At 51.4% G+C, this 24,881-nt stretch carries 25 protein-coding genes; 16 read left to right on the forward strand and 9 right to left on the reverse strand.

What is annotated here, in order from left to right:
* Positions 1 to 123 precede the first annotated feature (123 nt).
* A complete protein-coding gene (locus tag ACO0LH_RS15830; RefSeq protein WP_422942079.1) occupies positions 124 to 1,164 on the forward strand; it encodes a GMP reductase in 1,041 nt (346 codons plus the stop codon).
* A gap of 146 nt (positions 1,165 to 1,310) precedes the next feature.
* Here ACO0LH_RS15830 and ACO0LH_RS15835 read toward each other — a convergent pair whose 3' ends face one another.
* On the reverse strand, positions 1,311 to 1,514 hold the full coding sequence (locus ACO0LH_RS15835; protein ID WP_422942080.1) for a hypothetical protein: 204 nt from the start codon (positions 1,512 to 1,514) through the stop codon (positions 1,311 to 1,313).
* Between the two features lie 44 nt (positions 1,515 to 1,558).
* On the opposite strand from ACO0LH_RS15835, the gene ACO0LH_RS15840 reads away from it, so the two are divergent.
* On the forward strand, positions 1,559 to 2,311 hold the full coding sequence (locus ACO0LH_RS15840; RefSeq protein ID WP_422942081.1) for an energy transducer TonB: 753 nt from the start codon (positions 1,559 to 1,561) through the stop codon (positions 2,309 to 2,311).
* 108 nt (positions 2,312 to 2,419) lie between these two features.
* On the opposite strand, the gene ACO0LH_RS15845 is transcribed toward ACO0LH_RS15840, so the two are convergent.
* From ACO0LH_RS15845 to ACO0LH_RS15855, 3 genes are all read right to left on the reverse strand, one after another.
* Positions 2,420 to 4,060, reverse strand: coding sequence for a methyl-accepting chemotaxis protein (locus ACO0LH_RS15845; RefSeq protein ID WP_422942082.1), 1,641 nt, complete (start codon positions 4,058 to 4,060; stop codon positions 2,420 to 2,422).
* Between the two features lie 403 nt (positions 4,061 to 4,463).
* On the reverse strand, positions 4,464 to 5,279 hold the full coding sequence (locus tag ACO0LH_RS15850) for a tRNA threonylcarbamoyladenosine dehydratase (protein ID WP_422942083.1): 816 nt from the start codon (positions 5,277 to 5,279) through the stop codon (positions 4,464 to 4,466).
* Positions 5,280 to 5,356: 77 nt separating this feature from the next.
* Positions 5,357 to 6,100 (reverse strand): helix-turn-helix domain-containing protein, encoded by a 744-nt coding sequence (locus tag ACO0LH_RS15855; protein WP_422942084.1) that lies wholly within the window; start codon positions 6,098 to 6,100, stop codon positions 5,357 to 5,359.
* A gap of 126 nt (positions 6,101 to 6,226) precedes the next feature.
* Here ACO0LH_RS15855 and ACO0LH_RS15860 point away from each other — a divergent pair, with 126 nt between their 5' ends.
* The 8 genes from ACO0LH_RS15860 (at position 6,227) to ACO0LH_RS15895 (ending at position 12,744) form a co-directional block, all read left to right on the forward strand.
* Positions 6,227 to 7,651 (forward strand): FAD-binding oxidoreductase, encoded by a 1,425-nt coding sequence (locus ACO0LH_RS15860; protein ID WP_422942085.1) that lies wholly within the window; start codon positions 6,227 to 6,229, stop codon positions 7,649 to 7,651.
* On the forward strand, positions 7,648 to 8,577 hold the full coding sequence (locus ACO0LH_RS15865; protein WP_422942086.1) for a class I SAM-dependent methyltransferase: 930 nt from the start codon (positions 7,648 to 7,650) through the stop codon (positions 8,575 to 8,577). The genes ACO0LH_RS15860 and ACO0LH_RS15865 overlap by 4 nt, the downstream gene beginning before the upstream one ends.
* 76 nt (positions 8,578 to 8,653) lie before the next feature.
* A complete protein-coding gene (locus ACO0LH_RS15870) occupies positions 8,654 to 9,199 on the forward strand; it encodes a hemerythrin domain-containing protein (RefSeq protein ID WP_422942087.1) in 546 nt (181 codons plus the stop codon).
* Between the two features lie 15 nt (positions 9,200 to 9,214).
* Positions 9,215 to 9,850, forward strand: coding sequence for a pyridoxamine 5'-phosphate oxidase (pdxH, locus tag ACO0LH_RS15875; protein WP_422942088.1), 636 nt, complete (start codon positions 9,215 to 9,217; stop codon positions 9,848 to 9,850).
* A gap of 57 nt (positions 9,851 to 9,907) precedes the next feature.
* Entirely contained in the window at positions 9,908 to 11,044 is a 1,137-nt protein-coding gene (locus ACO0LH_RS15880) for an MGDG synthase family glycosyltransferase (RefSeq protein ID WP_422942089.1), read from the forward strand.
* Between the two features lie 14 nt (positions 11,045 to 11,058).
* Complete coding sequence (locus ACO0LH_RS15885) at positions 11,059 to 11,544, forward strand: hypothetical protein (protein ID WP_422942090.1); 486 nt, start codon at positions 11,059 to 11,061, stop codon at positions 11,542 to 11,544.
* Positions 11,537 to 12,130 (forward strand): dual specificity protein phosphatase family protein, encoded by a 594-nt coding sequence (locus ACO0LH_RS15890; protein WP_422942091.1) that lies wholly within the window; start codon positions 11,537 to 11,539, stop codon positions 12,128 to 12,130. The genes ACO0LH_RS15885 and ACO0LH_RS15890 overlap by 8 nt, the downstream gene beginning before the upstream one ends.
* The gene (locus ACO0LH_RS15895; RefSeq protein ID WP_422942092.1) at positions 12,127 to 12,744 is read left to right on the forward strand and encodes an SRPBCC family protein; all 618 of its coding nucleotides are present in this window, start codon (positions 12,127 to 12,129) and stop codon (positions 12,742 to 12,744) included. The genes ACO0LH_RS15890 and ACO0LH_RS15895 overlap by 4 nt, the downstream gene beginning before the upstream one ends.
* 111 nt (positions 12,745 to 12,855) lie before the next feature.
* Here ACO0LH_RS15895 and ACO0LH_RS15900 read toward each other — a convergent pair whose 3' ends face one another.
* The 5 genes from ACO0LH_RS15900 to ACO0LH_RS15920 all read right to left on the reverse strand — a co-directional run bounded on the left by ACO0LH_RS15900 (position 12,856) and on the right by ACO0LH_RS15920 (position 16,967).
* Entirely contained in the window at positions 12,856 to 13,932 is a 1,077-nt protein-coding gene (locus tag ACO0LH_RS15900; RefSeq protein WP_422942093.1) for a hypothetical protein, read from the reverse strand.
* An 11-nt stretch (positions 13,933 to 13,943) separates the two neighbouring features.
* Complete coding sequence (locus ACO0LH_RS15905; protein WP_422942094.1) at positions 13,944 to 14,462, reverse strand: lysozyme; 519 nt, start codon at positions 14,460 to 14,462, stop codon at positions 13,944 to 13,946.
* 157 nt (positions 14,463 to 14,619) lie between these two features.
* A complete protein-coding gene (gene msrA, locus ACO0LH_RS15910; RefSeq protein WP_422942095.1) occupies positions 14,620 to 15,159 on the reverse strand; it encodes a peptide-methionine (S)-S-oxide reductase MsrA in 540 nt (179 codons plus the stop codon).
* A 251-nt stretch (positions 15,160 to 15,410) separates the two neighbouring features.
* The gene (locus tag ACO0LH_RS15915) at positions 15,411 to 16,289 is read right to left on the reverse strand and encodes an MBL fold metallo-hydrolase (protein WP_422942096.1); all 879 of its coding nucleotides are present in this window, start codon (positions 16,287 to 16,289) and stop codon (positions 15,411 to 15,413) included.
* 36 nt (positions 16,290 to 16,325) lie between these two features.
* Entirely contained in the window at positions 16,326 to 16,967 is a 642-nt protein-coding gene (locus ACO0LH_RS15920) for a DsbA family protein (RefSeq protein WP_422942097.1), read from the reverse strand.
* Positions 16,968 to 17,099: 132 nt separating this feature from the next.
* Here ACO0LH_RS15920 and ACO0LH_RS15925 point away from each other — a divergent pair, with 132 nt between their 5' ends.
* The 6 genes from ACO0LH_RS15925 (at position 17,100) to ACO0LH_RS15950 (ending at position 24,799) form a co-directional block, all read left to right on the forward strand.
* Positions 17,100 to 18,017 (forward strand): LysR substrate-binding domain-containing protein, encoded by a 918-nt coding sequence (locus ACO0LH_RS15925; protein ID WP_422942098.1) that lies wholly within the window; start codon positions 17,100 to 17,102, stop codon positions 18,015 to 18,017.
* Positions 18,018 to 18,232: 215 nt separating this feature from the next.
* The gene (locus ACO0LH_RS15930) at positions 18,233 to 18,565 is read left to right on the forward strand and encodes a hypothetical protein (protein WP_422942099.1); all 333 of its coding nucleotides are present in this window, start codon (positions 18,233 to 18,235) and stop codon (positions 18,563 to 18,565) included.
* Positions 18,566 to 18,642: 77 nt separating this feature from the next.
* The gene (locus tag ACO0LH_RS15935; RefSeq protein WP_422942100.1) at positions 18,643 to 20,019 is read left to right on the forward strand and encodes a hypothetical protein; all 1,377 of its coding nucleotides are present in this window, start codon (positions 18,643 to 18,645) and stop codon (positions 20,017 to 20,019) included.
* Positions 20,016 to 20,780, forward strand: coding sequence for a hypothetical protein (locus ACO0LH_RS15940; protein WP_422942101.1), 765 nt, complete (start codon positions 20,016 to 20,018; stop codon positions 20,778 to 20,780). The genes ACO0LH_RS15935 and ACO0LH_RS15940 overlap by 4 nt, the downstream gene beginning before the upstream one ends.
* 5 nt (positions 20,781 to 20,785) lie before the next feature.
* Complete coding sequence (locus tag ACO0LH_RS15945) at positions 20,786 to 23,614, forward strand: ATP-binding protein (protein WP_422942102.1); 2,829 nt, start codon at positions 20,786 to 20,788, stop codon at positions 23,612 to 23,614.
* A 429-nt stretch (positions 23,615 to 24,043) separates the two neighbouring features.
* Complete coding sequence (locus ACO0LH_RS15950) at positions 24,044 to 24,799, forward strand: Crp/Fnr family transcriptional regulator (RefSeq protein ID WP_422942103.1); 756 nt, start codon at positions 24,044 to 24,046, stop codon at positions 24,797 to 24,799.
* Positions 24,800 to 24,881: the final 82 nt, after the last annotated feature.

The following is a 24,881-nucleotide window of genomic DNA, read 5'->3' on the forward strand; positions in this document are numbered from 1 at the left end:
ATCAAATTCAGATGATGATGTGGGATTTTTTTGCACTATACTCAAGTACGGCTCAACAACTTAGTCAGCTTCACTGACTAAGTTGTCACTTCCCGCGTCCGCCAGACGCATCATGGAGTCGTTATGCATATAGAAGAAACCCTCAGGCTGGATTTCAAGGATGTTTTGATACGTCCCAAGCGGTCTACCCTCACCTCACGCTCTCAGGTCAATCTAGAACGTGAATTTGTTTTCCATCATTCGCGCAAGACTTACCACGGCATTCCCATTATCGCGGCCAATATGGATTCAACCGGCACCATGGAAATGGCGACCGCACTGGAATCACATCAGCTCTCCGTTGCCCTGCACAAGCATTATGATGAAGAGGCGCTGGTCAATTATTTTTCTGCATTGCAAAAGAAATCGACTGCCTTTTATTCCATGGGAATAACGCAATCCGATTTTGAAAAATTTTCAGCCGTGATGGCACGTGCGCAAAACGCGATTGAGTATGTCTGTATCGACGTTGCGAATGGCTATACCGAAGGTTTCATCAACTTCGTTAAAAAAGTGCGTACCACTTACCCGCACCTGACCATCATGGCGGGCAATGTCGTGACGGGTGACATCACTGAAGAACTGATACTGGCTGGCGCTGACATCATCAAAGTAGGTATAGGCCCGGGGTCTGTCTGCACGACACGCAAGATGACCGGTGTCGGCTACCCGCAATTGTCTGCCGTTATCGAATGCGCTGATGCCGCCCATGGTCTGGGTGGACAAATTTGCGCTGACGGTGGTTGCGTCGTGCCAGGGGATCTGGCCAAGGCCTTTGGTGCCGGTGCCGATTTCATCATGCTCGGTGGCATGCTGGCCGGACATGATGAATGTGCCGGCGACCTGGTAGAACGTGACGGACAACAGTTCAAACGCTTTTACGGCATGAGCAGCCGCGCAGCAATGGACAAGTATGCAGGCGGGGTTGCCAAGTACCGCGCATCGGAAGGCAAGGAAGTCTTGATACCTTATCGCGGTCCCGTAGAACATACCTTGCAGGACATACTTGGTGGCGTGCGCTCTGCCTGCACCTATGTGGGCGCGCACAAGCTGAAAGAACTGACCAAGCGCACCACCTTCATCCGTGTTACGCAGCAACTCAATGAAGTGTTCGGGAAATCCTGAACTGATCACCCTGGACGCGCCAGCTTATAAAGTCACGCTGGCGCACCCTGTCAAAAAAATCATGTCATTTTAACAAACTTAAAATAGCCACGAAAACGCTAAAACAAATAAACGATATTGTTTTGGCATAGTTCATGCATGCTGTTTCAAATAAGTTCAATTTTGCACTGCTTATTTTCATCATTTCCAATCAACAGCATGATTTGAATATTGCTAAGCGGGTATATCCGTGGCAGCATAGCCATCTGAATTTGTGAAAATTTTCTTAGCATCTGCATTGTTTGCTTTGCACCGAAATAGTTCACGGGCGGTTTTAGTGCACCATTCAGTTGCAATTTGGAAAGTAGCATCGTTTAACTTTAGCTTTAAAAATTGGTTTTTTGCCTGGAGTGATATGAAAACGGTAGTCCTCAACAAAACAAGGAAGCTTTCAGCATTGACTGTCAGCCTGCTATCCACGGTTGTTCTGAGCACGGCTTGTCAAAAAAGCCCGCCACCGGAACCTGTTGCCAGTGCACCAGAGGCGCCGGCAAGCCAGGCGGCCATGCCGACGGGCCTGGTCAAAAACCCGGTCAAGCATACCGAAGCAACTGCCGATGTCACCAAATGGATGGATATGGCGTCGACCAAAACGGCAGCGCAGATAGCGAAAGAAGAAAAAGCCGCAAAAGACGCCAAAGAGGCGAAGGAAGCCAAGGAAGCGAAAGAGGCAAAAGAAGCGAAGCTGGCAGCAGATGCCAAAGCCCTCGCCGCCAAAGCACGTGAAACCCCTAAAGTGGTTGCGGCACCTGTGGCCACACCGGTAGTCGTACCCAAACCAGTTGAAGCGCCACCACCTGTCGTTGCTGCCGCACCTAAACCTGCACCAGTTCAAGCTGCGCCTGAACAATTGACACTGAAAGTGGTTTCCAGCGTACAGCCGAAATACCCGAGCACAGCTGTTCGTTCAGGCGTGACGTCCGGCGTAGTCAGCGCACGTGTGCATATCGAAACCGATGGCAGAGTATCGCAAGTGGATATCGTCAAGGCCACCCCGCCCAAGCATTTCGACAAGGAAGTGATTGCCGCCGCATCGCAGTGGAAATACGCACCAATTTCCAAACCGCAAACCACGATGCTGGAATTTAACTTCAAACTCGAGAATTAATCAGCGGTATCAGCTAAAAACATCCGCTATATCCTCAGCCGTATCAGTCAGTCTTGATCCATACAGCCCCATGTCCTGAAGGAGATGGGGCTGAATGCATTTGCCACATTAGCCAGCCCGCAAAGCGCGATGCTGATCATTGTTTGCCGCCGGTAAGCGCCTGAGCTTGCCACCGCTGGTTGACGCAATGTTCACTGCATCGTGAACACCATGCACTTTAAACACGCCAACTACCTGGTTCAGGTTATCGGCCTGTTCCAGCAGGCTCTGCGCTGCGGCAGCGGCTTCTTCAACCAGGGCCGCATTATGCTGGGTCACCTGGTCCATCTGGGTGATGGCGATGTTCACCTGTTCAATTCCACGGCTTTGCTCACCACCGGCATTGGCGATTTCACTCATGATTTCTGCGACTTGCTGAACTGAGGTGACAATATGCCCCATGGTGTTGCCTGTTTCATCGACCAGAGAACTGCCCGCATCCACCTTGGAAACAGAATCATCAATCAGTTGCTTGATTTCTTTGGCTGCACTTGCTGAGCGCTGCGCCAGGTTGCGCACTTCCGAAGCCACGACGGCAAAACCACGCCCCTGCTCACCTGCCCTGGCAGCCTCAACAGCAGCATTCAAAGCCAGGATATTGGTCTGGAAAGCGATGCCATCGATCACACCGATGATGTCGACTATCTTGCGTGAACTGTCCTTGATCGCGCCCATGGTATTGACCATCTGCCCAACCACCGTCCCGCCCTTGCTGGCAAAATCGGAAGAAGACCTGACCAGTTGATGGGCTTGTGCAGCACTGTCGGCATTGTGTTTGACTGTGGATGTCAATTCCTCCATCGACGATGCCGTCTCTTCGAGTGAACTGGCCTGGCTTTCTGTGCGCTGGGATAAATCCATATTGCCAGCGGCAATTTCATTGGAAGCGGTAAAGATGGTATCGGTACTGGTTCGAACCTGGCTGACGATATTGATCAGGCTCTGGTTCATGTTGAACAGGGCTTGCAATAACTCCCCTGCTTCATCTTTTGATGAGACCACGATGTCCTGGCGCAAATCACCAGCAGCAATATTATTGGCAATTGTCACAGCATAATTGAGAGGGGAAGAAATACTGCGCACCAGCCAATAGCCCATGAAAGCAGCAAATAGGACGGATACAAAAATAAACGCCGCCGCAAAAACCTGGAACTGCTGGAAGAAGCTTTGTGAAGCATCGTATTCTGATTTACCAACTTTCAATTGCAACTGGATCAGCGCATCCATGGTTTCACGCATGGGTAAAAACAGCGGCTCTGTTTTTTCATGCAATAGCTTGGTAGCGACTTCTAGCTCCTTGTTTTTCAGGGCAGCCAAGGTGGGATTAAGCCCTTCGTCCAGAAACTGCTTACGTCTTGCGGCAAACTGATTTGCCAGTATGGTTTCTTCAGGTGTCAGATAGGTCGCCATGTATTCTGCCCAGACCTTGCTGGCCTCTGCCTTGCCAGCTTCTACTGCCATGATGTTGGCAGGGATTTTTTCAGGATCTTCAGACAGCGATTTGGCGACCAGCACTTCATTGCGCATGATGAGGCGGATGACAGCATCAAGCTGCCCCAGCGCTATCAGCCTGTCGTCATAGACGGTCTTGATGGAATTATTGCTGGCGTTCAAACTTAAAAAACCTGCTACGCCAATCGCCAGGACCAGTAAGCTCAGCAGACAGAAACTAAAAATGAGTTTGGTCTTAATACGGATATCTCGAAACATGATTGCCTCCGGAGGTACGCAATGAACCCAAGGATTACCATCCTGCTGTCAGCAGAGTGCATCAGGTCGCCAGTATGTTTAGTGAAGAAAGCGCTGAATCGGGGAGCAGACGCCAGGGCAAGCCCTATTTTCCGGCTTGCCACCGATCACTAAAACCTGGCTTTACTGTAGATGCCCGGCAACAATAATTCAAGCATTTGCGATAGCCACTTCATGCCTTGTGAAGCAAATTTCCCACAAAGCATTAACTATTGTTTCCAAGGGGAAATTTGATTAAAAATGCCTGGATTTTATGCAGAAAGATGCGAGAATCAGAATGAAAAAAGGTCTCTAAATTTTGAGACGAACGCGCAATCCAAGAAACAAATTTTCACGTTCGACCTTTCGTGTCCAGCAGCAGAGATCACACTGGTGGCGCAGCCAGCTTGCGTAACACCTGGGCTGCCGCCATCAGGCCAAAGGACGCCGTGACGACGATGGATGAACCAAAACCCGCACAATTCAAGCCGGTGACCGCGGCACTAACAGTTGCACCTGTTTCTGCACCAGGGTCAACTTCACAAACTTCAGCAGTTTCCGGCATGCTCAAGGCTTCCATGGAAAACACGGCATCGATGCCGAACTTGCTTTTGGCACCGCGTGGAAAACCATAATTCTGGCGCAGGCGTTTGCGCACCAGTGCGAGCAAGGGTTCTTGTTCGGTACGTGACAGGTCACGGATTTCTATCTTCCCAGGATCAGTCTGCCCACCGGCGGCACCGATGGTGATCAAGGGAATACCATGCTGGCGGCAGTAGGCAATCAACGCGGTCTTGGCCTTGACATTGTCAATCGCATCGATCACATAATCAAAACTGGGTTGTCCCAGCATCTGGTCAAGATTATCCGGTGTCACAAAATCTTCAACTTCACTGACCTTGCAAAATGGGTTAATCAGGACGATCCGTTCAGCCAGCGCCGTCACCTTGGCCTTGCCTATGGTGTCGGTATTGGCCTGTATCTGGCGATTGATATTTGATTCAGCTACATTATCGAGGTCTATCATGCTGATGCGACCTATGGCGCTGCGGGCCAATGCTTCGACTACCCATGAACCCACGCCACCAACGCCGATGACGCAGACATGGGCATTTTTAAACCTTTCCAGCCCGGCAGCACCGTACAAGCGGGCGATGCCGCCAAAGCGTCGTTCAAAATCGATATCTGTTTGTTCTTGCATAGGGAATTGCGACCGCAGGCTGGACATTGTAAGCAGGCGCTATTTTACTTGATGCAGCAGAACCGGGTCTTGCTGCTTTATTTTGCTTTTTTGCGCTTCAAATCAGAAAACAGGGAAAACACCCAGGGGCGGCTTGCCATCAGAAGCGCCATACCCTGCCTTTGGTTGGATGGCAGGCTGGCATCGATATCAGCCAGCTCATTGAACTCCAGTAGCAAGCGCGCCATTTTTCTTTGCAGGACAGCAATAGAGGCAGTACTGAGTTCGCGGGTTTCAAAGCGCAATACTGCCTGCTCTTCATGAAAACCATCATGCAAAAATTCTTCCATGACCTGAGCCTGGTATTTTTTGCGTATAGGCCCATCTTCACGCCATTGCAAGGTGGTGTGAGTCAATAATTTGACACGGTTATGTGCATGTAATTCAATCAGGTCCAGCCTCTCCAGGGTCATCAATAATTGCAGTAACTCCGTTTCGGCTATATCAAACTGCCTGGCGATTTCTGAGGCCTGCCATTGATTGAGCAAGAGGTAAAACACGCCCAGCAACCTGGGCTGTGTCGCCAGGGCCTGTTCCTGCGAATCCGACAATTCGGCCTTTAATTCTTGCTGGCCGCGTGCCAGCCGGGCCAGTTCCAGAAAATCCAGTTCCAGCAACTGACATATTGACTCCAGCCTGCGTACCGTAAACGTGGATTCAGAAAATAAGCGTTTCACGCTGGCTTCACTGATTTCCAAATGGGCCGCCAGTTGCGCATACGTCAGGCCCTTTTGTTTCAGGTGTTTTTTCAGGGCAATTGTAATTTGCTGGGTCAGATTCATGGCTGTGCAATTCTCTCAATAAAAGCTAAATTACTTTAAGTATTAAATTTCAATACTATTTTCCATTAGATTGTATATCAATACCTTAAATAGCAAAATAGAATCTCCATCAAACAGGAGAACAGTATGCCCAACGCGTATCCATCCCCGGCATTGTGCCTCAATGATATTCATTCAGCCCTTAACCTGACGCAGGTCAGCAACATCATTACAGTGCGTGATCTGGCGCATCTTGCCGCCACGCTGGCAACAGCAAGAAACAATGCAACAAAAATAGCCATCAGCGCAGCCCGTCATGCCATGGGCGGACAGCAATTTGCCGAGGATGCCATCCTGCTCGATATGCGTGGCATGAACAAGATTATTTCATTTGACCGCAGTGCCGGCATCATCACGGTAGAAGCAGGGATACAGTGGCCTGCTCTCATCGATTATCTGGAGGCGGCACAGAAGGACAATGCCCAGCAATGGGGAATACGGCAAAAACAGACAGGTGCCGATGACCTGAGCATAGGCGGCTGCCTGTCTGCCAATATCCATGGGCGTGGCTTGCAAATGCGCCCTTTCATTGATGATGTGGAGAGTTTCAGTCTGCTCGACGCACAGGGTAATTTGCAGCTCTGTAGCCGTGACAATAATAGCCATTTGTTCAGGCTGGTCATCGGCGGTTATGGCATGTTTGGCGTAATCACCAGGGTCAGCCTTCGTCTGGCGACAAGACAAAAAATGCGCAGGGATGTCAGCATCATCGAGCTCGATGAACTGATGCCTGCATTTGAACAGCGCATAGAGGATGGCTATGTGTATGGCGACTTCCAGTTTGCCATTGACCCGTCCAGCACGGATTTTCTGCGACGCGGCGTGTTTTCCTGCTATCGCCCGGTCGCCGCCACCTGCAACATCAGGGAAGAACACGCGCTCAGTGATGAACAATGGCAGCAGTTACTGCTGCTTGCCCATGTGGACAAGAGCAACGCCTTTGATTGCTATGCCCGGCACTATATGGCCAGTGCAGGCCAGATTTACTGGAGCGACCGCTTGCAACAAAGCACCTATCTTGATGGCTATCACGAAAAGATAGATGGCCTGCTCGGGCATAAGGGTTCGGAAATGATAGGTGAGCTATACGTGCCCCGGCCTGAACTGAGCGCCTTCATGCAGGACGCAGCAAGGGATTTTCGTCAGCACGGTGTAGACCTCATCTATGGCACGGTACGCCTGATAGAGGCAGATGTCGAAAGCTTTTTGCCCTGGGCCAGGCAGGATTATGCGTGCGTCATCTTCAACCTGCATACCGCTCACGATGAAAACGGCATTGCAGCCACTGCTGCGGCTTTTCGCCGCCTCATCGATCTGGCAATCCGGCGCGATGGCAGTTTTTACCTGACTTATGGCCGCTTTGCCACCCGTGAGCAAATCCGCCATTGTTATCCCAATTTTGAAAACTTCCTGGCTTATAAGCGTCGTTTTGATCCTGAACTATTATTCCAAAGCACCTGGTTCCAGCATCATGAGGCCCTGTTTTCCCCTTGCCTGGAACGCGCAGCATGAAAACCACCCAAGCCAGTAACACTGCCCTCATCGTCGCTGCCGGCGTACAAATGCTGGCGCGTGACCCTGACTATCGCGGTCTGGTACCAAAGACAATGTCAGAACCCGGCCAGCGCTTGTTAAGCGCCAGCCATCCGCACCTGGACAAATTGATTCAGCATGGTTGGTTTCACTGGCTGATTTATGCAGCAGAAAAAATGACACTGCCCGGCATTTTGCTGCACTATGTTTTGCGCAAAACAGTGATACGCGAGTATGTAGCAGCTTCCATTAATGCAGGTACGCGCCAGATAGTATTGACCGGCGCCGGTTACGATAGCTTGTGTATGGAACTGGCGGGTCAATATCAAGGGCTAACACTGATAGAGATTGATCACCCGGCCACGCAGGCGGTGAAACGACGTGCGCTTGGTGCTACATCTGCTACGCCTGCTACATCTACTGCATTTGCTACACCCATTCATTACATCGCCGCAGAACTGGGCAGACAAAACCTGGCCGAAGTATTAAGCAGCTTCCCGGTGTTTGATCCTCACGCGAAAACCCTGTTCATCGCCGAAGGCTTGCTGATGTATCTGACAAACAAGGACGTCTGCAGCCTGTTAAAACAGATTCGAGATGCGGCTGCGTCTGTATCACTGATCTTCACATGGATGGAAATTCAGGCAGATGGCAGACCCAATTTTCGCCCGCCCAGCAAAGTCATTGATTTTTTTCTCGCGCATAAAGCCGAGCCTTTTCTGTCAGGCATGCCGCAAGCGCAGCTTGCCAGTTTCTTGCAGCAAAACGGCTTTGATCTGCAAGGCTTGAAAGAAAGTGTGGCCGCCCTGCCATCACACTATATGGCAACGCCAGCGATGCACCCGATCGCGGGGGAATACATTTGCCTGGCGGAAAGCCCTTCAACACACAAAGTCAGTATTTGATATGACGCAAGCATGGGCTGCGTGACTATTGCATAATGCGGGTATCAGGTCTATCAACCCACACGCAAAGTACAAAGTGAATAATTTAATTGACAGCGCCCCAGGCTTTGATCAGCCCCTGGCTGTACTCAAGCATTGCCATGACCGCATACGCAAGCAATTGGCAACCCTGGCCAAACTAAGCGCGCATTTGCCGGCACATGGTGCCGATGCAGAGGCGCAACAGGCCGCCCAGGCAGTATTACGCTACTTCAGCAAGGCAGCACCTTTGCATCATGAAGATGAAGAAGTCAATCTCCTGCCAGAGTTAAGCCTTATTGCCAGGGCAGAAGATGCCGTGCTGCTGGCGCAGTTGATGCCGCAGATACTGTCACAGCATGAAGAAATGGCGACGCAATGGCAAGCTATAGAAAGTCAGCTGCTTGGCATCGTCAACGCCGGCACGGGCACGCCCGCCAGCTTGTCTGGCGAAGACATACAGGCATTCACAGCGCTCTATGACGCGCATATGCAAACCGAGGAAACCCAGATCGCCCCAATGGCAAAACGCCTGTTTTCTCCTACCCAAATGGCGGCCTTTGGCGCAGCCATGCAGGCCCGCCGTGGCATCGAAAATACATAATTCAAGGAAAAATGCATGTCCATCGCCGATATCCGCCAAGATTACCAACGCGCCAGTTTGTCTGAATCCGATGTGGTTGCCGACCCCATCACACAGTTTGGCAACTGGTTCGAACAGGCCTTGAAAGCCGAAGTACCGGAAACCAATGCCATGAGCCTGTCTACTGTGAATGCCCAGGGCCGCCCGAGTTCGCGCATCGTGCTGATCAAGGAATTTGATCAACGCGGTTTTTGCTGGTTCACCAATTACGATAGTGCCAAAGGCGATGACCTGGAAATCAACCCGCATGCCGCCTTGCTGTTTTTCTGGATACCACTGGAACGGCAGGTCAGGATAGAAGGTCGTGTGGAAAAAATATCGGCTGCCGAAAGCGATGCCTATTTCAATAGCCGCCCTCTGGGCAGCAGGCAGAGCGCCCTGGCTTCACAGCAAAGCCAGCCCATCGCTGGCAGGGAAGTACTGGAACAGCAACTGGCCAGCGTCATTGCAGAATATGGCGATCAGCCGCCGCGCCCGGCACACTGGGGCGGTTACCGCTTGCTGCCGGAAAAAATCGAATTCTGGCAGGGCCGCAGTTCACGTCTGCATGACCGCATTGTCTATACCAGGGATGCGCAAGGGGCATGGGCAATCAGCCGTCTGCAACCCTGATTCTGGGGTGCCGGACAACGATCGTGTTATTCTCAGTGTTTTTTTACCATTACACTGATGCCCATGCAGAAGAAAAGAATCTTGCTATTGAGCGTTTCGGCTGGCGCTGGTCATAAACGCGCTGCCGAAGCAATACGGGCGACCGCACTGCAAAGTGCAGAAGAACTGGAAGTCAGCCATCTGGACGTCATGGATTTTGTCACGACGGGCTTTCGCAAAATCTATACCGATTTTTATATCAAGCTGGTCAACAAGGCACCGACCTTATGGGGTTATCTGTACCACGCTTCCAATGAAGCGCAGGCCGACAGCACCATGGAAAAACTGCGCCGTGGCATAGAACGCCTGAATGCGCGTCCCCTGCTAAAAGCCATTGCCGATTTCAAGCCGGATGTCATCGTCTGCACACATTTCCTGCCCGCAGAAATGCTGTCTCGCCTGATACGCAAGGAAAGGCTGCATTGCCCAGTCTGGGTGCAAGTGACTGATTTTGATTTGCACAGGATGTGGATACATGAGCACATGGCTGGCTATTTCGCCGCCAGTGAAGAAGTGGCTGACCGCATGCGCATCAATGGCATACCGGCAGAACGCATACACGTCACCGGCATTCCCATCATGCCAGCATTTACCCAGAAGCTGGAACGCGCCCAGTGCGCGGCAGAATTTGGGCTTGACCCTACATGCCAGACCTTCATGCTGATGGGTGGCGGAGCCGGGCTTGGTGGTCTGGACAAGGTGGCAGAACGTTTACTGGCTTTGCAAGGCAATTTCCAGCTCATCGTCCTGGCGGGTAATAATGTCCCTGCCCTGCAAGCCTTGCAAAAGCTGGCTTTGCGCTATCCAGGTCGTTTGTTGCCACAGGGTTTTACCGACAAGGTTGAACGCCTGATGGCCTGTTCTGATCTGGTGATTACCAAACCTGGCGGCCTGACGACATCAGAATGTCTGGCAATGGGCTTGCCCATGATCGTCAATTCACCGATACCGGGACAGGAAGAACGCAACGCAGACTTCTTGCTGGAACAGGGTGTCGCCCTCAAAGCCTATGACGATACCAGTCTTGCCTATCGCCTCAATTTTCTGTTACAGCACCCAGAGAAATTACGTGACATGCATGAGAAAGCGCAGGCTTTGGGCAAACCTCAGGCAGCGCAACAAGTCTTGCAGCAATTACTGAAAACACCGGCATGACAGCTGGTTTGATGATGAAACCTGCATTTAAATCATTTCTGCTGAGCTTTGCCTCGGCCTGCCTGCTGGCCCTGTTTTTCGCGCAAGTGGAAATACAAATCGAAGGCACGGCTGGCTGGGCCGCCAATCTGCCAACCTGGCGTATAGAAAAACACTGGCTGCTCGATCTCTTCTGGGGTGGTCGTGCGATGACCGGTTATCACGCCTGGGTGTTTCCCTTCATCGCCCTGTTTTTTCACTTCCCGTTTGTGTTCATGCAGCAATGGTCGGCGAAACTGGAATGCCGTGCCATTGCCTGCTTGATTAGCTTCTGGATAGTAGAGGATTTTTTATGGTTCGTGATCAATCCAGGCTATGGCATCAGCCGCTTTGCGCCACAGAATATTCCCTGGCACATTCATTGGGTATGGGGAATGCCAACCGATTACTGGATAGGCCTGATCGTCGCTATTTTTCTATTCTGGTTTTCTTATAAAAATAATGTGAAACATGATGTTTAAGAAAAAATTAAAAACTGCACCGGCAATCGCGGTGATCGTGCCAATGATCGCTTTGAGCCTGACAACTTCGGTTTCCTTAGCTCAGACATCAGAGCCGCGCCCGGCGAACTGGGCAGAGCCTGTCGCCGCAGCACAAAACCTGTTTCGTGTGACGCCGGGTTTTTACCGCAGCGCGCAGTTGCAAAGTACGGATGTGGCACGCTTGCAATCACTTGGCATCAAGACTGTGATCAGTCTGCGGTCTTTTCATTCAGATGAAGACTTGTTCAAGAATTCCGGCATCAAGCTGCAAAGGATAGGTATCAATACCTGGGACATCAATGATGCCAATGTGGTGCGGGCTTTGCGCGCAGTGAAAGCTGCCGAAAAAGAAGGACCGCTGCTTTTGCATTGCATGCATGGTGCTGACCGCACAGGTCTGGTCACTGCCATGTACCGGATACTGTATCAGGGCTGGACGAAAGAACAGGCACTGGAAGAATTAACCAAAGGTGGCTACGGCTACCATAGTATGTGGAAAAATATTCCTGAATATCTGCAAAAAGTGGATATAGAAAAAATCAGAAAAGGTGTAGAGCAATCATGAACATGGTCTTAAAGAATTCTGTGCATTTGCTGTCCGCGCTGGGCGGTGGACTGGTGCTTGCCTCCACTGCGCTGGCCGCGCAAATCGATACCGGCAAGCTCAATGAAACATCTACCCAGGTGATAGACCAGAGCAAGCCAGACAGCACCGGCAAGACTTTTGATGCTGGCACCATACTGAATGCACCCATGGCCAAAGTATGTGCAACCATCCAGGCGTATGAAGAATACCCCGGCTTCATGCCCAATACGGCCAAGGTCAAAGTGGTACGTGCTGCTGATGAATCGGCACAGGTTGATTTCACCCTGAATTTACCGCTGGGCAAGGTGAAGAAATACCGCTTGAAAATGACTCCCAAATCAGGTGCGGCAAGTTGCCACCTGAGCTGGAAGATGCTGCCATGGGAAGGATTAAAGCAAGAAGAAACCATTGCCGATACATCTGGCTATTGGGAACTGACACCGCTGGCCAGCAATCCTGCCAAGACAGTAGTCAAATACCAGGTATTTACCGATCCAGGACCAGTCCCCATGGGCCTGGGCTGGATAGTCGACAGCATGAGCAAGGACAGTATCCCCAAAATGATGGAAGCGCTCAGAGTCAAACTGCATTAGGCACCTTATTTGATACCTTATTGGAGTGACTAATTAAACACGTTGCCGCTGAATGCAAAGGGGCTGACTTTTTGAATAAAGCCAGCCCCTTATTATTTTGCCTGATGCGTATCAGTTTTCGGGCGTGTAGCCCTGTTTTGGATCACTGTCAGCATTAGCATTTACAACAGCGGCGGCGGTGCTGCCAGTCGCTGCTGCGACGCCACCACTGCCATTCGTATTCGCGGCAGATTTGTCTTGCTTCTCCGGTATTTTAAAACCGGCATACGTACCAGCACTCATGCCCAGCAGGGTCAGCACGCTGCTATCGAAATCAGGCATGCTGACATGCTGTATGACATAGATCACAAACAAAAAGCCAAACAGGACATTAAACACCAGCATCTGGAAACGATATAGGGCCAGGCCCTGGGCATCGCTGAGTATGTCGATAAAAAACCCCTGGCTTTCACCAAAATGATTTTCCTTGGTGACATCAACCCCAGCCGCGACAAGGTAAGTACCGCTGCCTATGCCCAGCAAACCTAAAGCCTGGGTTGACAGGTCGGGTATGCCTTCACCGACTATCCACAGCCAGACATAGGAGGCAAATACAATAAAAAACCACCAGGCCATCTGCACCCTTGCCAGGCTATAGGTACATTTGCTCAGCACGTCAGTGCATCGGTCGCGCAGCAGTGTCGAATCACGTCCCATGCGCAGCAATACATAACCGACCAGCAAAATAACTGCAAAGCCAGCCACGATACAAGGCGGCTGCAAGACCTGGAAACGCAGTGTGCCGGTCGCCAGGATAATAATGCCGGCACCATTATTGAAACTGACGTTAAACGGCATGTCACGCTGGAAATTACTTTTCAGCTCGCGCCATGGCGAACCCAGCAAAGTCTCCCTTTGCCTGTCTGAATTGTCACCTTGCAGTTGCGGCAGGAAGAAGCTCAGCTTATTCATCACCGGATCTGGATTACAGTCGAATGGTTTTAGCGTCGTGAGCACGCCATTCATGCGCAATTCGACCAGGGCAAGCTGGTCCTTGGAAACGACGTTACAGACATTGGGAGCCGCAATCTGGAAAATCTCGTTCAAATGTATGTAGACGGGATCATCACCCTTGATGGCAACGGCAGAAGCGAACGTCGCTACCATCATCAATATGACCGTTAGTATGCTTCTGAATAATGCAGACATCTGGCTTCCCCTTAGTTGGTAACTGGCAATATGAACAGGGCACGCTCAGCCGCGCGACGCTTGACCAGACCTGGCAAGGTTTGGCCATCTGCCTTAACCCAGCGGCCAAATTGATCAGCGGCCCCGGCCCTGTCGTTGGCATTGAGTTTTTTCAACAAGGTGGAACTGCGCAGATTGCCTATGCCCAGGTTAAATGTAAAGCTGGTCAGCGCCCCATATTCATTGTCGTTCAGAGGAACAGTTACGACTGACAGCACATCACGACCAGCATCCATCAGATCGGACTGCAACAGGCTCGTCGCCTGCGCCAAGGTGATGCCATTCGGGTACAGGGCTTTGACTTGCAGGCGATCAGCATCGCCCTTCATGAAGCGACCCTGGTAAGTGATGGCATGGCCCCAGCCTATGGTCCAGATATTGACCGGATCAAGGTAGGGGTCGATATTGCTGGTGGCAGGGTCGCCGTCGGGTATGCCTTCAAACTGCTTTACCAGATCAACGGTTGCCTGATTGACATCGCGCAGTGCCATCTGTTTCTCCCATTTTTATATCTGGAAGAATAGTAGCAAAAAACAAACTCGCATAGCATTTTTAATGCTCAAAATACCAACTTCTGTGGTTTAAATCTGCGTTGCGGAGAAATATATGTTCAGCAGACAGATTTCCCGGTTTGCCAGCCCTTTCAACTCAACCGATGAGCTTGCTGGCAAATACTTTCCTGGCCTTGGCGACCTTGGGGGCGACCACTACCGCACAATAACCTTGATCAGGATGTTGCCGGAAATAATTCTGGTGATAGGCTTCGGCCAGATAAAACATAGGCGACGGGCTGACTTCTGTCACGATGGCATCGTCCCATACCATTGCCATTTCCTTGACGACCTGCTGGGCGGTAGCCTGCTGCTGCTCGTCATGGAAAAAAATCACCGAGCGGTATTGCGTGCCCACATCATTGCCTTGACGGTTCAGGGTAGTCGGGTCATGGATGGTGAAAAAAATCTCCAGCAAATCACGGTAACTGACTATCGTGGGGTCAAAACTCAGGCGCACGACTTCAGCATGGCCGGTGGTGCCGGTACAAATATCTTCATAAGTAGGCTCGGGCCTCAGGCCGCCGGCATAACCCGACTCGACTTTCTGGACACCACGGATTTGCTGGAATACTGCCTCGGTACACCAGAAACAGCCGCCACCTAAAGTAGCAAATTCGGTTTGAGTATTACTCATGGTTTTCTCCCTGGATCGTGATCAAATATGGCATATACATTTAGTCGCCTTCAGTACGATTTTCTTACACGTAACCGGAATCAGCCCGACTTTGCATTAACGCGACAGCCCATAGTATGACGCTAATTGGCTGCCGCGGTTTAAAGCATTGATCATCCGTCACAGTCATCGATAAAATCTATACCTTATTTTGCACAATTCAAGCATGCAAGCACCTCAGTAACTGAGCACCGGCAATACCATCTGCTACATCACCACTTCATTTCGCCCTTGGTGACTTTGGCACCCAGTTCCAGCGCGATGCCCAGACCTGCATTGGGGTAGGCTTTTTTCATGGCATCAATCAAGGCAGCGGAATTGGCTGACCTGTCAAACTCCATCTCGAATTTCAGCAAATAATCACGTGTGTATCGCAATGGAGAGACATCCAGTTTTTCTCCTGCCCTGCTGTGACCAGGTACGACCATCGCCGGTTGCAAAGCCAGCATGGCATCGAATGATTTCACCCAGGCAGCACGCTGCTCTTTACTGGCCGTGTCTGCCGTCCAGACATGCACACCGGCAAAACTGCCCACGCCGCCAGCAATGGTTTTGATTGAAGGTATCCATACATATTGCACGACAGATTTCTGATTATCATAACCAACCAGTTCCAGTTTCTGCCCTTCCAGGGTGATGCTGCTGGCATTTAAAACCTCAGGTATAAAAGGTGTTTTAGGCCCGTTACCGCCAAGTTTTGGCCCCCATGTTTTCAGCTTGCTTTCCAGCCGGCTCTTGATATGTTCGACAGTCCCGGCGCTGGCCAGGATTTTTGCGTCAGGAAAAATCTGGTGTATCACTTCAGCACCAAAATAATAATCAGGGTCAGCCGCTGTGATATAGACCGTATTCAGATGCTTGCCGCTGTCGAGTACCATGGCCGCCACGCGCAAGGCGTTCGCGCGGGTGAACTGGGTATCGAGCAATACCGCTTCTTTATCACCGCTAATCATTACCGAATTGACGAAAAACCCGCTTTCATCGGCACTGAAGACTTTCACTTCCAGTGGTTTGTCCTGCGCGTTACTATTTGCCGCCAAGCCAAGACCGAGCAAAACGGGAAACAGAAATTTTTTAATCATTTGATTCATGGTGTACTTTCAAAATGGAAGTGGGAAAACGTTTGCTTAATGAGGGAGATGCCGGGCAATTTCTGCCAGCAAGGGTTCTGGATGCTGGTATGCGCCGCCGTGATCCAGGCGCAGTAACTGGCTGTCTTTTTCCAGGATAAAGCTGGGGAAACCACTTGCGCCTACACGCTGCAATAATTGATGTGCCAGTTCAGCCTGCCCAGGCAAAGCGGCGCTGCTACGCACATAATCACTCATGAACACATCGTGTTGTACTCCAAGTTCTTGCGCCAGTTTGCTCAATACGGTCAGATCACTGACATCAAGTGCCTCGACATAATGCGCATGCTGGATTTTTTCCAGCAAGGACAGCGCAGTTCCGGTGTCTGCTTGTGCCTGGCTCATGACCGCTGCCGATGCCGGTACCGACCAGTACCTCAGCTCTGCGGCTCTCGCCACCTTATCCAGATATGCCTTGCCAAAAGTCACGCCAGACAAAGCGGCAATGCGCTTGTCAGCCGCAATGATGTGTTCACGATACGCATGCGGAATGGTGCTGGCCTGGGCAAACAATAAGCCGGGATGAAATTCGACAGGCAGGGTTTCGCTAAAACGCTGATGCAATTGACGCAAAAAGGGGCTAGCGGCATAACACCAGCCGCAAAGCGGGTCAAAAACAATATGCAATTTGCTGGTCATCACTGAGCCCCCTGATTTGAACGATGCGACCATTGTAGGTCGTGCAGGCAGGCAGAAAAAGCGGGTATGATAGAAATCATTATTCTGTAAAACAGAATAATCTGAAGCAATCAACCCTTTATTTTTAGAAATATGCAATTTGACCATTTAAGACGCATGGCCCTGTTTGCCCAGGTTGTACGGTACGGCTCCTTTACGGCGGCTGCAGGGGCGCAGAATGTCGCCACCTCGGTATTAAGCGCTGCCGTGTCACAACTCGAAGATGAGCTGGGCGTGCGGCTCTTGCACCGCACTACCCGCCGCATTTCACTGACCGAAGTAGGGCAAAGTTTCTATGAAAAATGTGTCGATATGCTGGCATCTGCCGATGCAGCCCAGGAAGCCATCGCCGCACATTCGGGTGAAATTGTTGGTCGTCTGCGCATTACTGCCGCTTCCGACATGGCAGAAAATATCATTCTGCCTGCCCTGACCCCTTTGGCCAGAATACATCCACGCCTGTTGCTCGATATACAGGTGGCAGACCAGATCGTCGATATGGCCGCGCAACAGATCGATTTATCAATACGGTCCGGCTGGATGCGCGATTCTTCACTGGTCGCACGCAAACTGGCCGACCTGCATGAAGTACTGGTGGCCTCACCCGCCTACCTGAAACAGGCCGGAGTACCAGCCTCGCCCGACGATTTACGCCATCACCGCATCATAGGCCTGACCCGTTTTACCGATCCAACCACTTTGATTTTGAAACACCAGAATGGCACATCCGCCAAGATAAACCTGACACCCGCTGCCATGACCGACAGCGTGCGCATGCTGTCAGAAATGGCAATGACAGGCTATGGCCTCGCACGCATGCTTGCGTATACTGCTGCGCCAGCCTTGCGTGATGGTACTCTGGTTACTGTGCTAAAGGACTGGCAATTACCCGGCGCCGGGTTTTACGCAGTCACGCTCAAACGCGAACTGCAACCACAAAAAGTCAATGCGGCAATTAAAGCCCTGGCAGATTTTTTGGCAAAAACCACTTCACGGCAACAATGCCGTTAAAAACACTGGTGGCGTAAAAAATGTATCAATTGTTATTTTTTCTTACAAACGATTACACAACAACCCTACTGGTAACAATTAATATACGTCTAGAATATTTCACCGGCAATTCAGATCGCTTAAAATCATTACCCCAAAGAAATCTCAGTATCTGAATTTAAAAACCTCGCATCTTTAAGCCAATATCAACAAATCTCGCTCATCAAGAAAAAACCATGTTAATAGACGTCATTAAAAACAGCCTGAGAACCATATTCAGGGTACGTCATGAACGCGAATTGCCGCCGCCTGGCGCAAAACCTGCGTTTGGTGCCACATTGGTGCTGAAACGCCTGAAAATACAGTTGATCGTACCTATCGATTTTGAACAGTGGGAATGGCTGACCAGCAAAGGCTGGCGTACCATGGACATGCGCCTGAACCGTCGCCGCTATTTCAAGGTGCCAAGGAAAGCCGTCACCCGCCTGCTGCACGCCTCACAAGACGAGCGCGAAGCCATACACCAGCAAATCATCGAACATCGCTACGACAGAAGTCGCCTGCATTAAGCTTTTGAATGCCGAAAAGCCGGGATAATTAAACTCCTGACAATACTCAAGCGGCCTGCAAGCAGGTAAAATGCCGCATGCAAAATTTTAGTGACGACGCTCACGTTCAGACCGATGATGATCTCGCTCTGCAAACGTATTTCAAAACTGGCATTACTCCCGACGACGTTTCCGCTGTATTCCCCCTAAAGCGTGCCCAGCCTGTGTTACAGGCATTTACGGCGCTGTTTCATGGTGGATTCAATGGGGTATTGTTGCGCCTGCTGGTCTTGCGCGAACTGACGGCTGATGTCGAAACACCATCACTGAGCCGGGCTGACATCAATGCCAAGCTGGGCTACCTCGAGGCCGATGCACTGGAAACGGTATTATCACGCCTGCGCTCGACGGGCTTGCTGGTCTGGGATGCCAGCCAGTCGGTCTACCGCATTACGCCAACGGCGCGCAATGTGCTGGCAGCGATAGAGTCCCTGCTCAATATAGAAGAAAACAATGATCAGGCCGAGATGAGCTATATGCTCACACAGGTCGCCGGGGCACAGGCTGTGGGTGGCGTGTCGGTTGAGCAGTTGCATCACTTGCTGGGCCGCCTCATTGAACTGACCGAAGAATTTTCAGACGCGATTGCATCTGGCTCAGAATTCCAGTTACGCACGGCACAGCAAAAATGGCATACCGCCTGCGACTGGGTGGAAAAAGGCTCGCAGATCATCCATGCCATCACCAATGACAGCCGCGCTGATTCGGCTACCCACCGTGCGGCGCAGGCCATAGGTCGTGCCCAGAGCGCCTTGCTCAATATGCAGGGCATGTTCTCGCGTGCATTGAACCAGATAGAACGCCAGCGTGTGCATCTGGGGCAATCGGGTTTGTCCACCACCGATATCAAGACCTGGTTATTGCAAAAAGAAGACCTGGCAGCACTGGCTGACGATGCACTGGCAAAACCGGTCACCCCGCTTTTCATTACACCTTCAGAAATGATCGATGTGGCAGAGAGCGAATTGCTCAGCCATCGCGTGTCAGCATTGGCGGGCGCACTGCCTGCGGGTGAAAATGCGCCTTCAGTCGCCAACGATAACTCAGATGCCCTGCATGAGCTTGACCACTGGCTGGAATTGCTTGGCAAAGCAGATGCCAGTGACAAGCCGATCGCCTTGCAGGATATTTTGCTGCCATCGAATTTCGCGATAGCCTCTTACCGCGCTTCCATGCTGCCGCTGCTCGGCGACATCAATGAATCATCGCTGCAAGGTGCCACTGCCATACTGGCGCGCCTGCCGCTGGTGTTCAATTCCAAAGACAAGATGCAAAAAGTGCATGATGACCATGTTGCTGCCATTTCGGTTGCCAGCCTGACCACCACTGCGGCCCTGCAACCGTCACCGGCACCATCATCAACCTCAGCGTCCACACCGACCGCATCACCAGTACCAACAAGAGAAACACCATGACCGAAGATGCTCAAATACTGATCGCCCGTTTGCTGGCGCATCAGACCCTGCGCCGTGAAGACAAACTGGTCAAGCGGGCGCTGTCTGATGAATTGTTCCGCACTGAAATCGACACGCGCCTGAAAGCCTGCGGCATGAAGTTTGTCGATAATGTTTATGCCGACTATGTCACGCTGGCCTTGACACGCGACAGCGAATCAAAAGTGTTTGGCACCAAGGAAACCTGGCAAAACAATAATTTCGGCCTGGCACGTGACGGTGTCGCCTTACTGGTGGTGTTGTGGTCTTTGATCATTTTGCCCAAGCGTGAACGTCAGGAAGCCCATCAACTGGCAGAAGAAGACCAGAATGATATGTTCGGCAAAGACAAACCCATGCCACGCGCAGAAGATACTTCAATAGGTATCTCCTACCGCGCCCTGCTGGCTGATTTTGGTGAAAAACTCGGCAAGAAAACCCGCATGGACATGAACCTGGGGCAACTGGCACGCGTAGGTTTTATTGAACGCAAGGCTGACCTGATTCTGGAAGGCCCTTTGCTGGACTTGCTGATGGATACTGACACCCTGAAAGACCGCATCATCAACGGTGCGCTGTCGGATATTTTCCAGATCCCGGCACCACGTACGCCTGCCGTCATCGACGCTGTGGAAGCGAGTGAAGATTCCACGGAAGCGGCTCAGACAGAACAGGCAAACGAAATCAGTGCTGCCACAGATGCGACTGACATCGCCGTCCATACCCAACCCGAAAAAGAATAAGAACCATGTTTCATATCAAATCGCTGGAACTTGTCCATTGGGATTACTGGCAACGCATCAAGAATATCCCGCTCGACGCCAAGATCATCACCATCGCCGGTCAGAATGGCTCAGGCAAGACTACCTTGCTCGATGCCCTGCGTACCCTGTTTGGCCTCGAATGTTCAATGGGCCGTTCATATAAACACTATGCACGCCATTCAGGCCAGCAAACCGCGTGGATACGTGCGGTGGTTGATAACAGCGCCGTCGGGCCGCAGATTTCCAACCGGCCTTTCCGCATGTCTGGGCTGTATGAAGATGAAGTCACGCTGTTTTGCAAGATAGAAAAAAACGGTGGCGACTGGAAGCGTCAATACCTGATGCGTAGCGGCAAAATCGAAATCGAAGCCGTACAGGAAGCCAATGACTGGCTGGGCGTGGAAAGCTATCGCAAGCGCCTGTCACATGCAGGCTTGTCGAATGCCATGGGCAAGGTACTGGCGCTGGAACAGGGTGAGACTGATAAATTATGTGAGTACGCGCCACGCCAGTTGCTGGACCTGGTATTCCAGGTTTTTGGCGACAAGGAAGTGCTGGATGCCTACGATGACGCCAAGCGCCATCAACGCGATACCGAAACCGAGTTGCAACGCTTTGAAACCGAGCTCGAAGGTGCAAAAACCAATCTGGAAGGCTTGCGCCTGCGCGTTGCCAATTATCACCAGTATGAAAGCCTGAACAAGGAAAAACGCGATCTTCAGGAAGAAATACTGCCGACACTGCAATACCATGAAGCATTGGAGCAGGCTGGCAGCACCAGCCAGGCGTTACGCGCCAGCAAACGCTTTTTGAAGACGCAGGACCAGGGTTTGTCTGAACGCCGCCAGCACCTGGCACAACAGGCGCAGCAAGTGTCCGACGCCAAACAGGCTGAGGCTGCGCTGGAAGCAGAAGAATCCTCACTGCGTGAAAAACTGCAACAGATCAACAGCAAACTCAAGCCGCAAGAAAGCCTGCTTGAGCAAAAAGCCCGCCTGCAAAAACTGGCCGCTGAAGCCGATGCTGACGTCGCCAATATTGCCGATGACCTGGAGAAAAAAGAAGCTGAGCTGTCGCGCGAAAAACTGCAGCGCGACGCCCTGACCCAGCGCATCGCCGGCGAGATGGAAACCATCGCCGCGCTGCAAGGCAAGTCTGCCCTTCCTGATCCGGAAAACGTACGGCACATGCGCCGTGCACTGAATGACGCCAATATCTCTCACTGCATGTTGCCAGAAATCGTCGAGGTCACAGACCCGCAATGGCAGGCGGCGGTCGAAGGTGTGTTGCGCGGCTATACCTCGGTCATCCTGCTGGACAAGGCTACGGATGCTGCGGCTGCTTACCGTATCGGTGAAAAGCAGCGCTACAGCCACTTCATCGTGCCTGACCGTATCAGCGCACCAGTGGTCAAGGACAAGAGCCTGCTGTCCGTCGTCAACTTCACCGGACAGGCGCCTGCCTGGCTGATCGAGCAATTGCAGCGCATCGATACGGTCGCCTCCATCGAAGCAGGCATGAAAATGCCCAAGTCGCAGGAATGGATTACCCCTGACGCCTACCATTTCGAGCGCCGCGGTGGCCGCTCACTGTTTGTTGAAGTATCACGCTACCGCTTTGGTAACGCAGGCCGCACCCAGCGTCTGGAAGCTTTGCTGAAATCATTGCCGCGCCTGCAATCGCAAGAAGATGTACTGACCATGCAGATCAGCAAACTGGCAGGTGAAATCAGTGCCTACAAAGCGCGCCTGGCTGGTGTCGATGCCGCAAAAGAACTGAGCGCACGCCATGCAGAATTTGAAGAAGCCAGCCGCAATACCCAGCCACTGAAACAGCAGCGCATGGAAGTCGGTGGACGCCTTGGTGAGATCGCTCCGTTGCTGAAAGTGGCAACCGAGCAGCGCTCGGTCACCCACCTGAAATGGGAGCAGGCCAAAGCGGCGATCGCCGATGCTGAAGCCCAGTTGCGTACATCAGAAAAACGCCATGCCGACGAACGCAAGACACAGTTTGAAACCCTGCGCGCCATGCGTGATACCTGGCACACCCTGCCGCATAACTGGAAGCGTGCCTCACACCGCAAGGAACTGGTGGCCGAACATGAAAATGTCCATCAGATCGAATTGCGCATACGCAGCCTGACGAATAACCTGGCACGCGATGACTGGGAAACTGACTCTACCGTGGTTGACCAGTACACCCGCCTGAATGCCCTGTTGCAAGGCCGCCAGGCAGAAACGGATGAACGCCGTTACCAGAATAACCGCGCGATAGAAGCCACCGTCAATGCCCGTGCCGCCTATATGGACAGGCTGCGCTTCACGATCAAATCGTACAGCAAGAACATCAAGCAACTGGGCGAGCTGGCAGGCATAGAAGTGCACACTGACCCGGTCAAACTCGAAAATGACGACATACAACTGGCCCAGGCTGGCCTGCATGTGCGCTTCAAGTTTGACGGCAAAGGCCCGATAGGCATGAACGACGGTGAAGCATCGGGCGGCCAGCAGGTCATGAAATCACTGATCCTGCTGATAGGTCTGCTGAAATCGGAAGATGGTTCGGGTGGTTTTGTCTTTATCGATGAACCTTTCGCCCATCTGGATATACGCAATATCCAGCTGGTCGGTGAGTTTCTGAAAAACACGGATGCCCAGTACCTGATGACCACGCCACTGACGCATAATACCGACGTGTATGACCCATCCGAACTGACACTGATCACCAGTAAGAAGAAAAAAGATACCGAATGGGCGCAGCCAATTTTTGTCTTGCAGCGAAAAGTGGAAAAACAGAAAGACGGGCGCGCCTGAAATGTAATTTCTTTCGTTTAGTAAATATTCAGGCTGAATTTCTCGTATCAGCATGATAAAGCAACGAGGTAAGCATTGAAAAAATGCAAAATAGCAACGGTAAAGCATCCTTACCGTGCCAGGGCAATGTAACGCCAGTTGGCAAAATAAAGCGGCGCATGGCATCGTCATTTAATGCACAGTATCGCCTTGTTAAGTGTCAGTGTTTCACTATCCGACTGTCCTTTGTTCGCCAAACGCTGTACAGTGCCGTGAGACGGCTTTCTACCGGCTGGCTGTGCGGAATTAATCTGGTGCTTTGCACCGCCTTGCTATACTAAAGTACTGTTTACGCCGGTGCACCAGACGGGGTACTTAGCCATATTGATTTCAAAACTACCTCCAGGGCTTTCACGCACGGCAAATAATCACTTATTTCTCTAAACACATATGGCAAAAAAAACAACTAAGCAAACGTGGTCTGAGAATCCAAAACAAAACAGTATATTGGCAGCGTTGCCCAAAGCGGATCTCGAACGGATTTTGCCTGACTTGGAATTGGTATTATTGCCCTTGAAGTGGACGATGCTGGAATCGGGCGACCATGTAGACTTTTTGTATTTTCCTATCTCCGGCATTGTTTCCCTGATCTACGCCCTGGAAGATGGCTCTTCCAGCGAAGTGGCACTGGTAGGCAACGAAGGCATGGTCGGCATTTCAATTTTCATGGGCGGCGACAGCATGCCTTCCAGCACAGAAGTTCAAAGCACCGGCAAGGCCTACAAACTCAGCAGAAAAATCATGAAAAGAGAATTTTCACTGGGCGGCAAGTTGCAAGAGTATGCATTACTCTATACGCAAGCACTGATTTGCCAGACATCGCAAACAGCTGTTTGCAATCAACATCATTTACTTGATCAGCAACTGTGTCGCTGGCTTTTGATGAGCATGGATAGATTGCATTCAGAAGATATCGCCGTCACACAGGAAATGATTTCCAATTTGCTGGGCGTCCGTCGGGAAAGTGTCACGCAAGCGATAGGCCAATTACAAAAAGATGGATTGATTACCGCCACCCGTGGTCATATCAAAGTGCTGGATCGGCCTGCTATGGAAGTCCGGGTCTGCGAATGTTATGAAGTCGTTAAAAAAGAATACCTGCGCCTGCTGCCGCCAGTTCCCGATGAGATGCCTCCAGCGCCTTAAGTGCCAGAACCAAGCTGAAAGACGTTTGCAATATAAATCTTTGCCGCTCCGGTCAGACTACATTAAAATCTGTATCGACTAT

The organism is Undibacterium sp. TJN19, from assembly GCF_049339485.1.
Classification (GTDB): Bacteria; Pseudomonadota; Gammaproteobacteria; order Burkholderiales; family Burkholderiaceae_D; genus Undibacterium.

Coding starts and splice junctions, on each gene's coding strand:
- ACO0LH_RS15830 (WP_422942079.1), top strand. CDS start 124: ATGCATATAGAAGAAACCCTCAGGCTGGATTTCAAGGATGTTTTGATA.
- ACO0LH_RS15835 (WP_422942080.1), bottom strand. CDS start 1,514: ATGCTACTTTCCAAATTGCAACTGAATGGTGCACTAAAACCGCCCGTG.
- ACO0LH_RS15840 (WP_422942081.1), top strand. CDS start 1,559: ATGAAAACGGTAGTCCTCAACAAAACAAGGAAGCTTTCAGCATTGACT.
- ACO0LH_RS15845 (WP_422942082.1), bottom strand. CDS start 4,060: ATGTTTCGAGATATCCGTATTAAGACCAAACTCATTTTTAGTTTCTGT.
- ACO0LH_RS15850 (WP_422942083.1), bottom strand. CDS start 5,279: ATGCAAGAACAAACAGATATCGATTTTGAACGACGCTTTGGCGGCATC.
- ACO0LH_RS15855 (WP_422942084.1), bottom strand. CDS start 6,100: ATGAATCTGACCCAGCAAATTACAATTGCCCTGAAAAAACACCTGAAA.
- ACO0LH_RS15860 (WP_422942085.1), top strand. CDS start 6,227: ATGCCCAACGCGTATCCATCCCCGGCATTGTGCCTCAATGATATTCAT.
- ACO0LH_RS15865 (WP_422942086.1), top strand. CDS start 7,648: ATGAAAACCACCCAAGCCAGTAACACTGCCCTCATCGTCGCTGCCGGC.
- pdxH (WP_422942088.1), top strand. CDS start 9,215: ATGTCCATCGCCGATATCCGCCAAGATTACCAACGCGCCAGTTTGTCT.
- ACO0LH_RS15880 (WP_422942089.1), top strand. CDS start 9,908: ATGCCCATGCAGAAGAAAAGAATCTTGCTATTGAGCGTTTCGGCTGGC.
- ACO0LH_RS15885 (WP_422942090.1), top strand. CDS start 11,059: ATGAAACCTGCATTTAAATCATTTCTGCTGAGCTTTGCCTCGGCCTGC.
- ACO0LH_RS15890 (WP_422942091.1), top strand. CDS start 11,537: ATGTTTAAGAAAAAATTAAAAACTGCACCGGCAATCGCGGTGATCGTG.
- ACO0LH_RS15895 (WP_422942092.1), top strand. CDS start 12,127: ATGAACATGGTCTTAAAGAATTCTGTGCATTTGCTGTCCGCGCTGGGC.
- ACO0LH_RS15900 (WP_422942093.1), bottom strand. CDS start 13,932: ATGTCTGCATTATTCAGAAGCATACTAACGGTCATATTGATGATGGTA.
- ACO0LH_RS15905 (WP_422942094.1), bottom strand. CDS start 14,462: ATGGCACTGCGCGATGTCAATCAGGCAACCGTTGATCTGGTAAAGCAG.
- msrA (WP_422942095.1), bottom strand. CDS start 15,159: ATGAGTAATACTCAAACCGAATTTGCTACTTTAGGTGGCGGCTGTTTC.
- ACO0LH_RS15915 (WP_422942096.1), bottom strand. CDS start 16,289: ATGAATCAAATGATTAAAAAATTTCTGTTTCCCGTTTTGCTCGGTCTT.
- ACO0LH_RS15920 (WP_422942097.1), bottom strand. CDS start 16,967: ATGACCAGCAAATTGCATATTGTTTTTGACCCGCTTTGCGGCTGGTGT.
- ACO0LH_RS15925 (WP_422942098.1), top strand. CDS start 17,100: ATGCAATTTGACCATTTAAGACGCATGGCCCTGTTTGCCCAGGTTGTA.
- ACO0LH_RS15930 (WP_422942099.1), top strand. CDS start 18,233: ATGTTAATAGACGTCATTAAAAACAGCCTGAGAACCATATTCAGGGTA.
- ACO0LH_RS15935 (WP_422942100.1), top strand. CDS start 18,643: ATGCAAAATTTTAGTGACGACGCTCACGTTCAGACCGATGATGATCTC.
- ACO0LH_RS15940 (WP_422942101.1), top strand. CDS start 20,016: ATGACCGAAGATGCTCAAATACTGATCGCCCGTTTGCTGGCGCATCAG.
- ACO0LH_RS15945 (WP_422942102.1), top strand. CDS start 20,786: ATGTTTCATATCAAATCGCTGGAACTTGTCCATTGGGATTACTGGCAA.
- ACO0LH_RS15950 (WP_422942103.1), top strand. CDS start 24,044: ATGGCAAAAAAAACAACTAAGCAAACGTGGTCTGAGAATCCAAAACAA.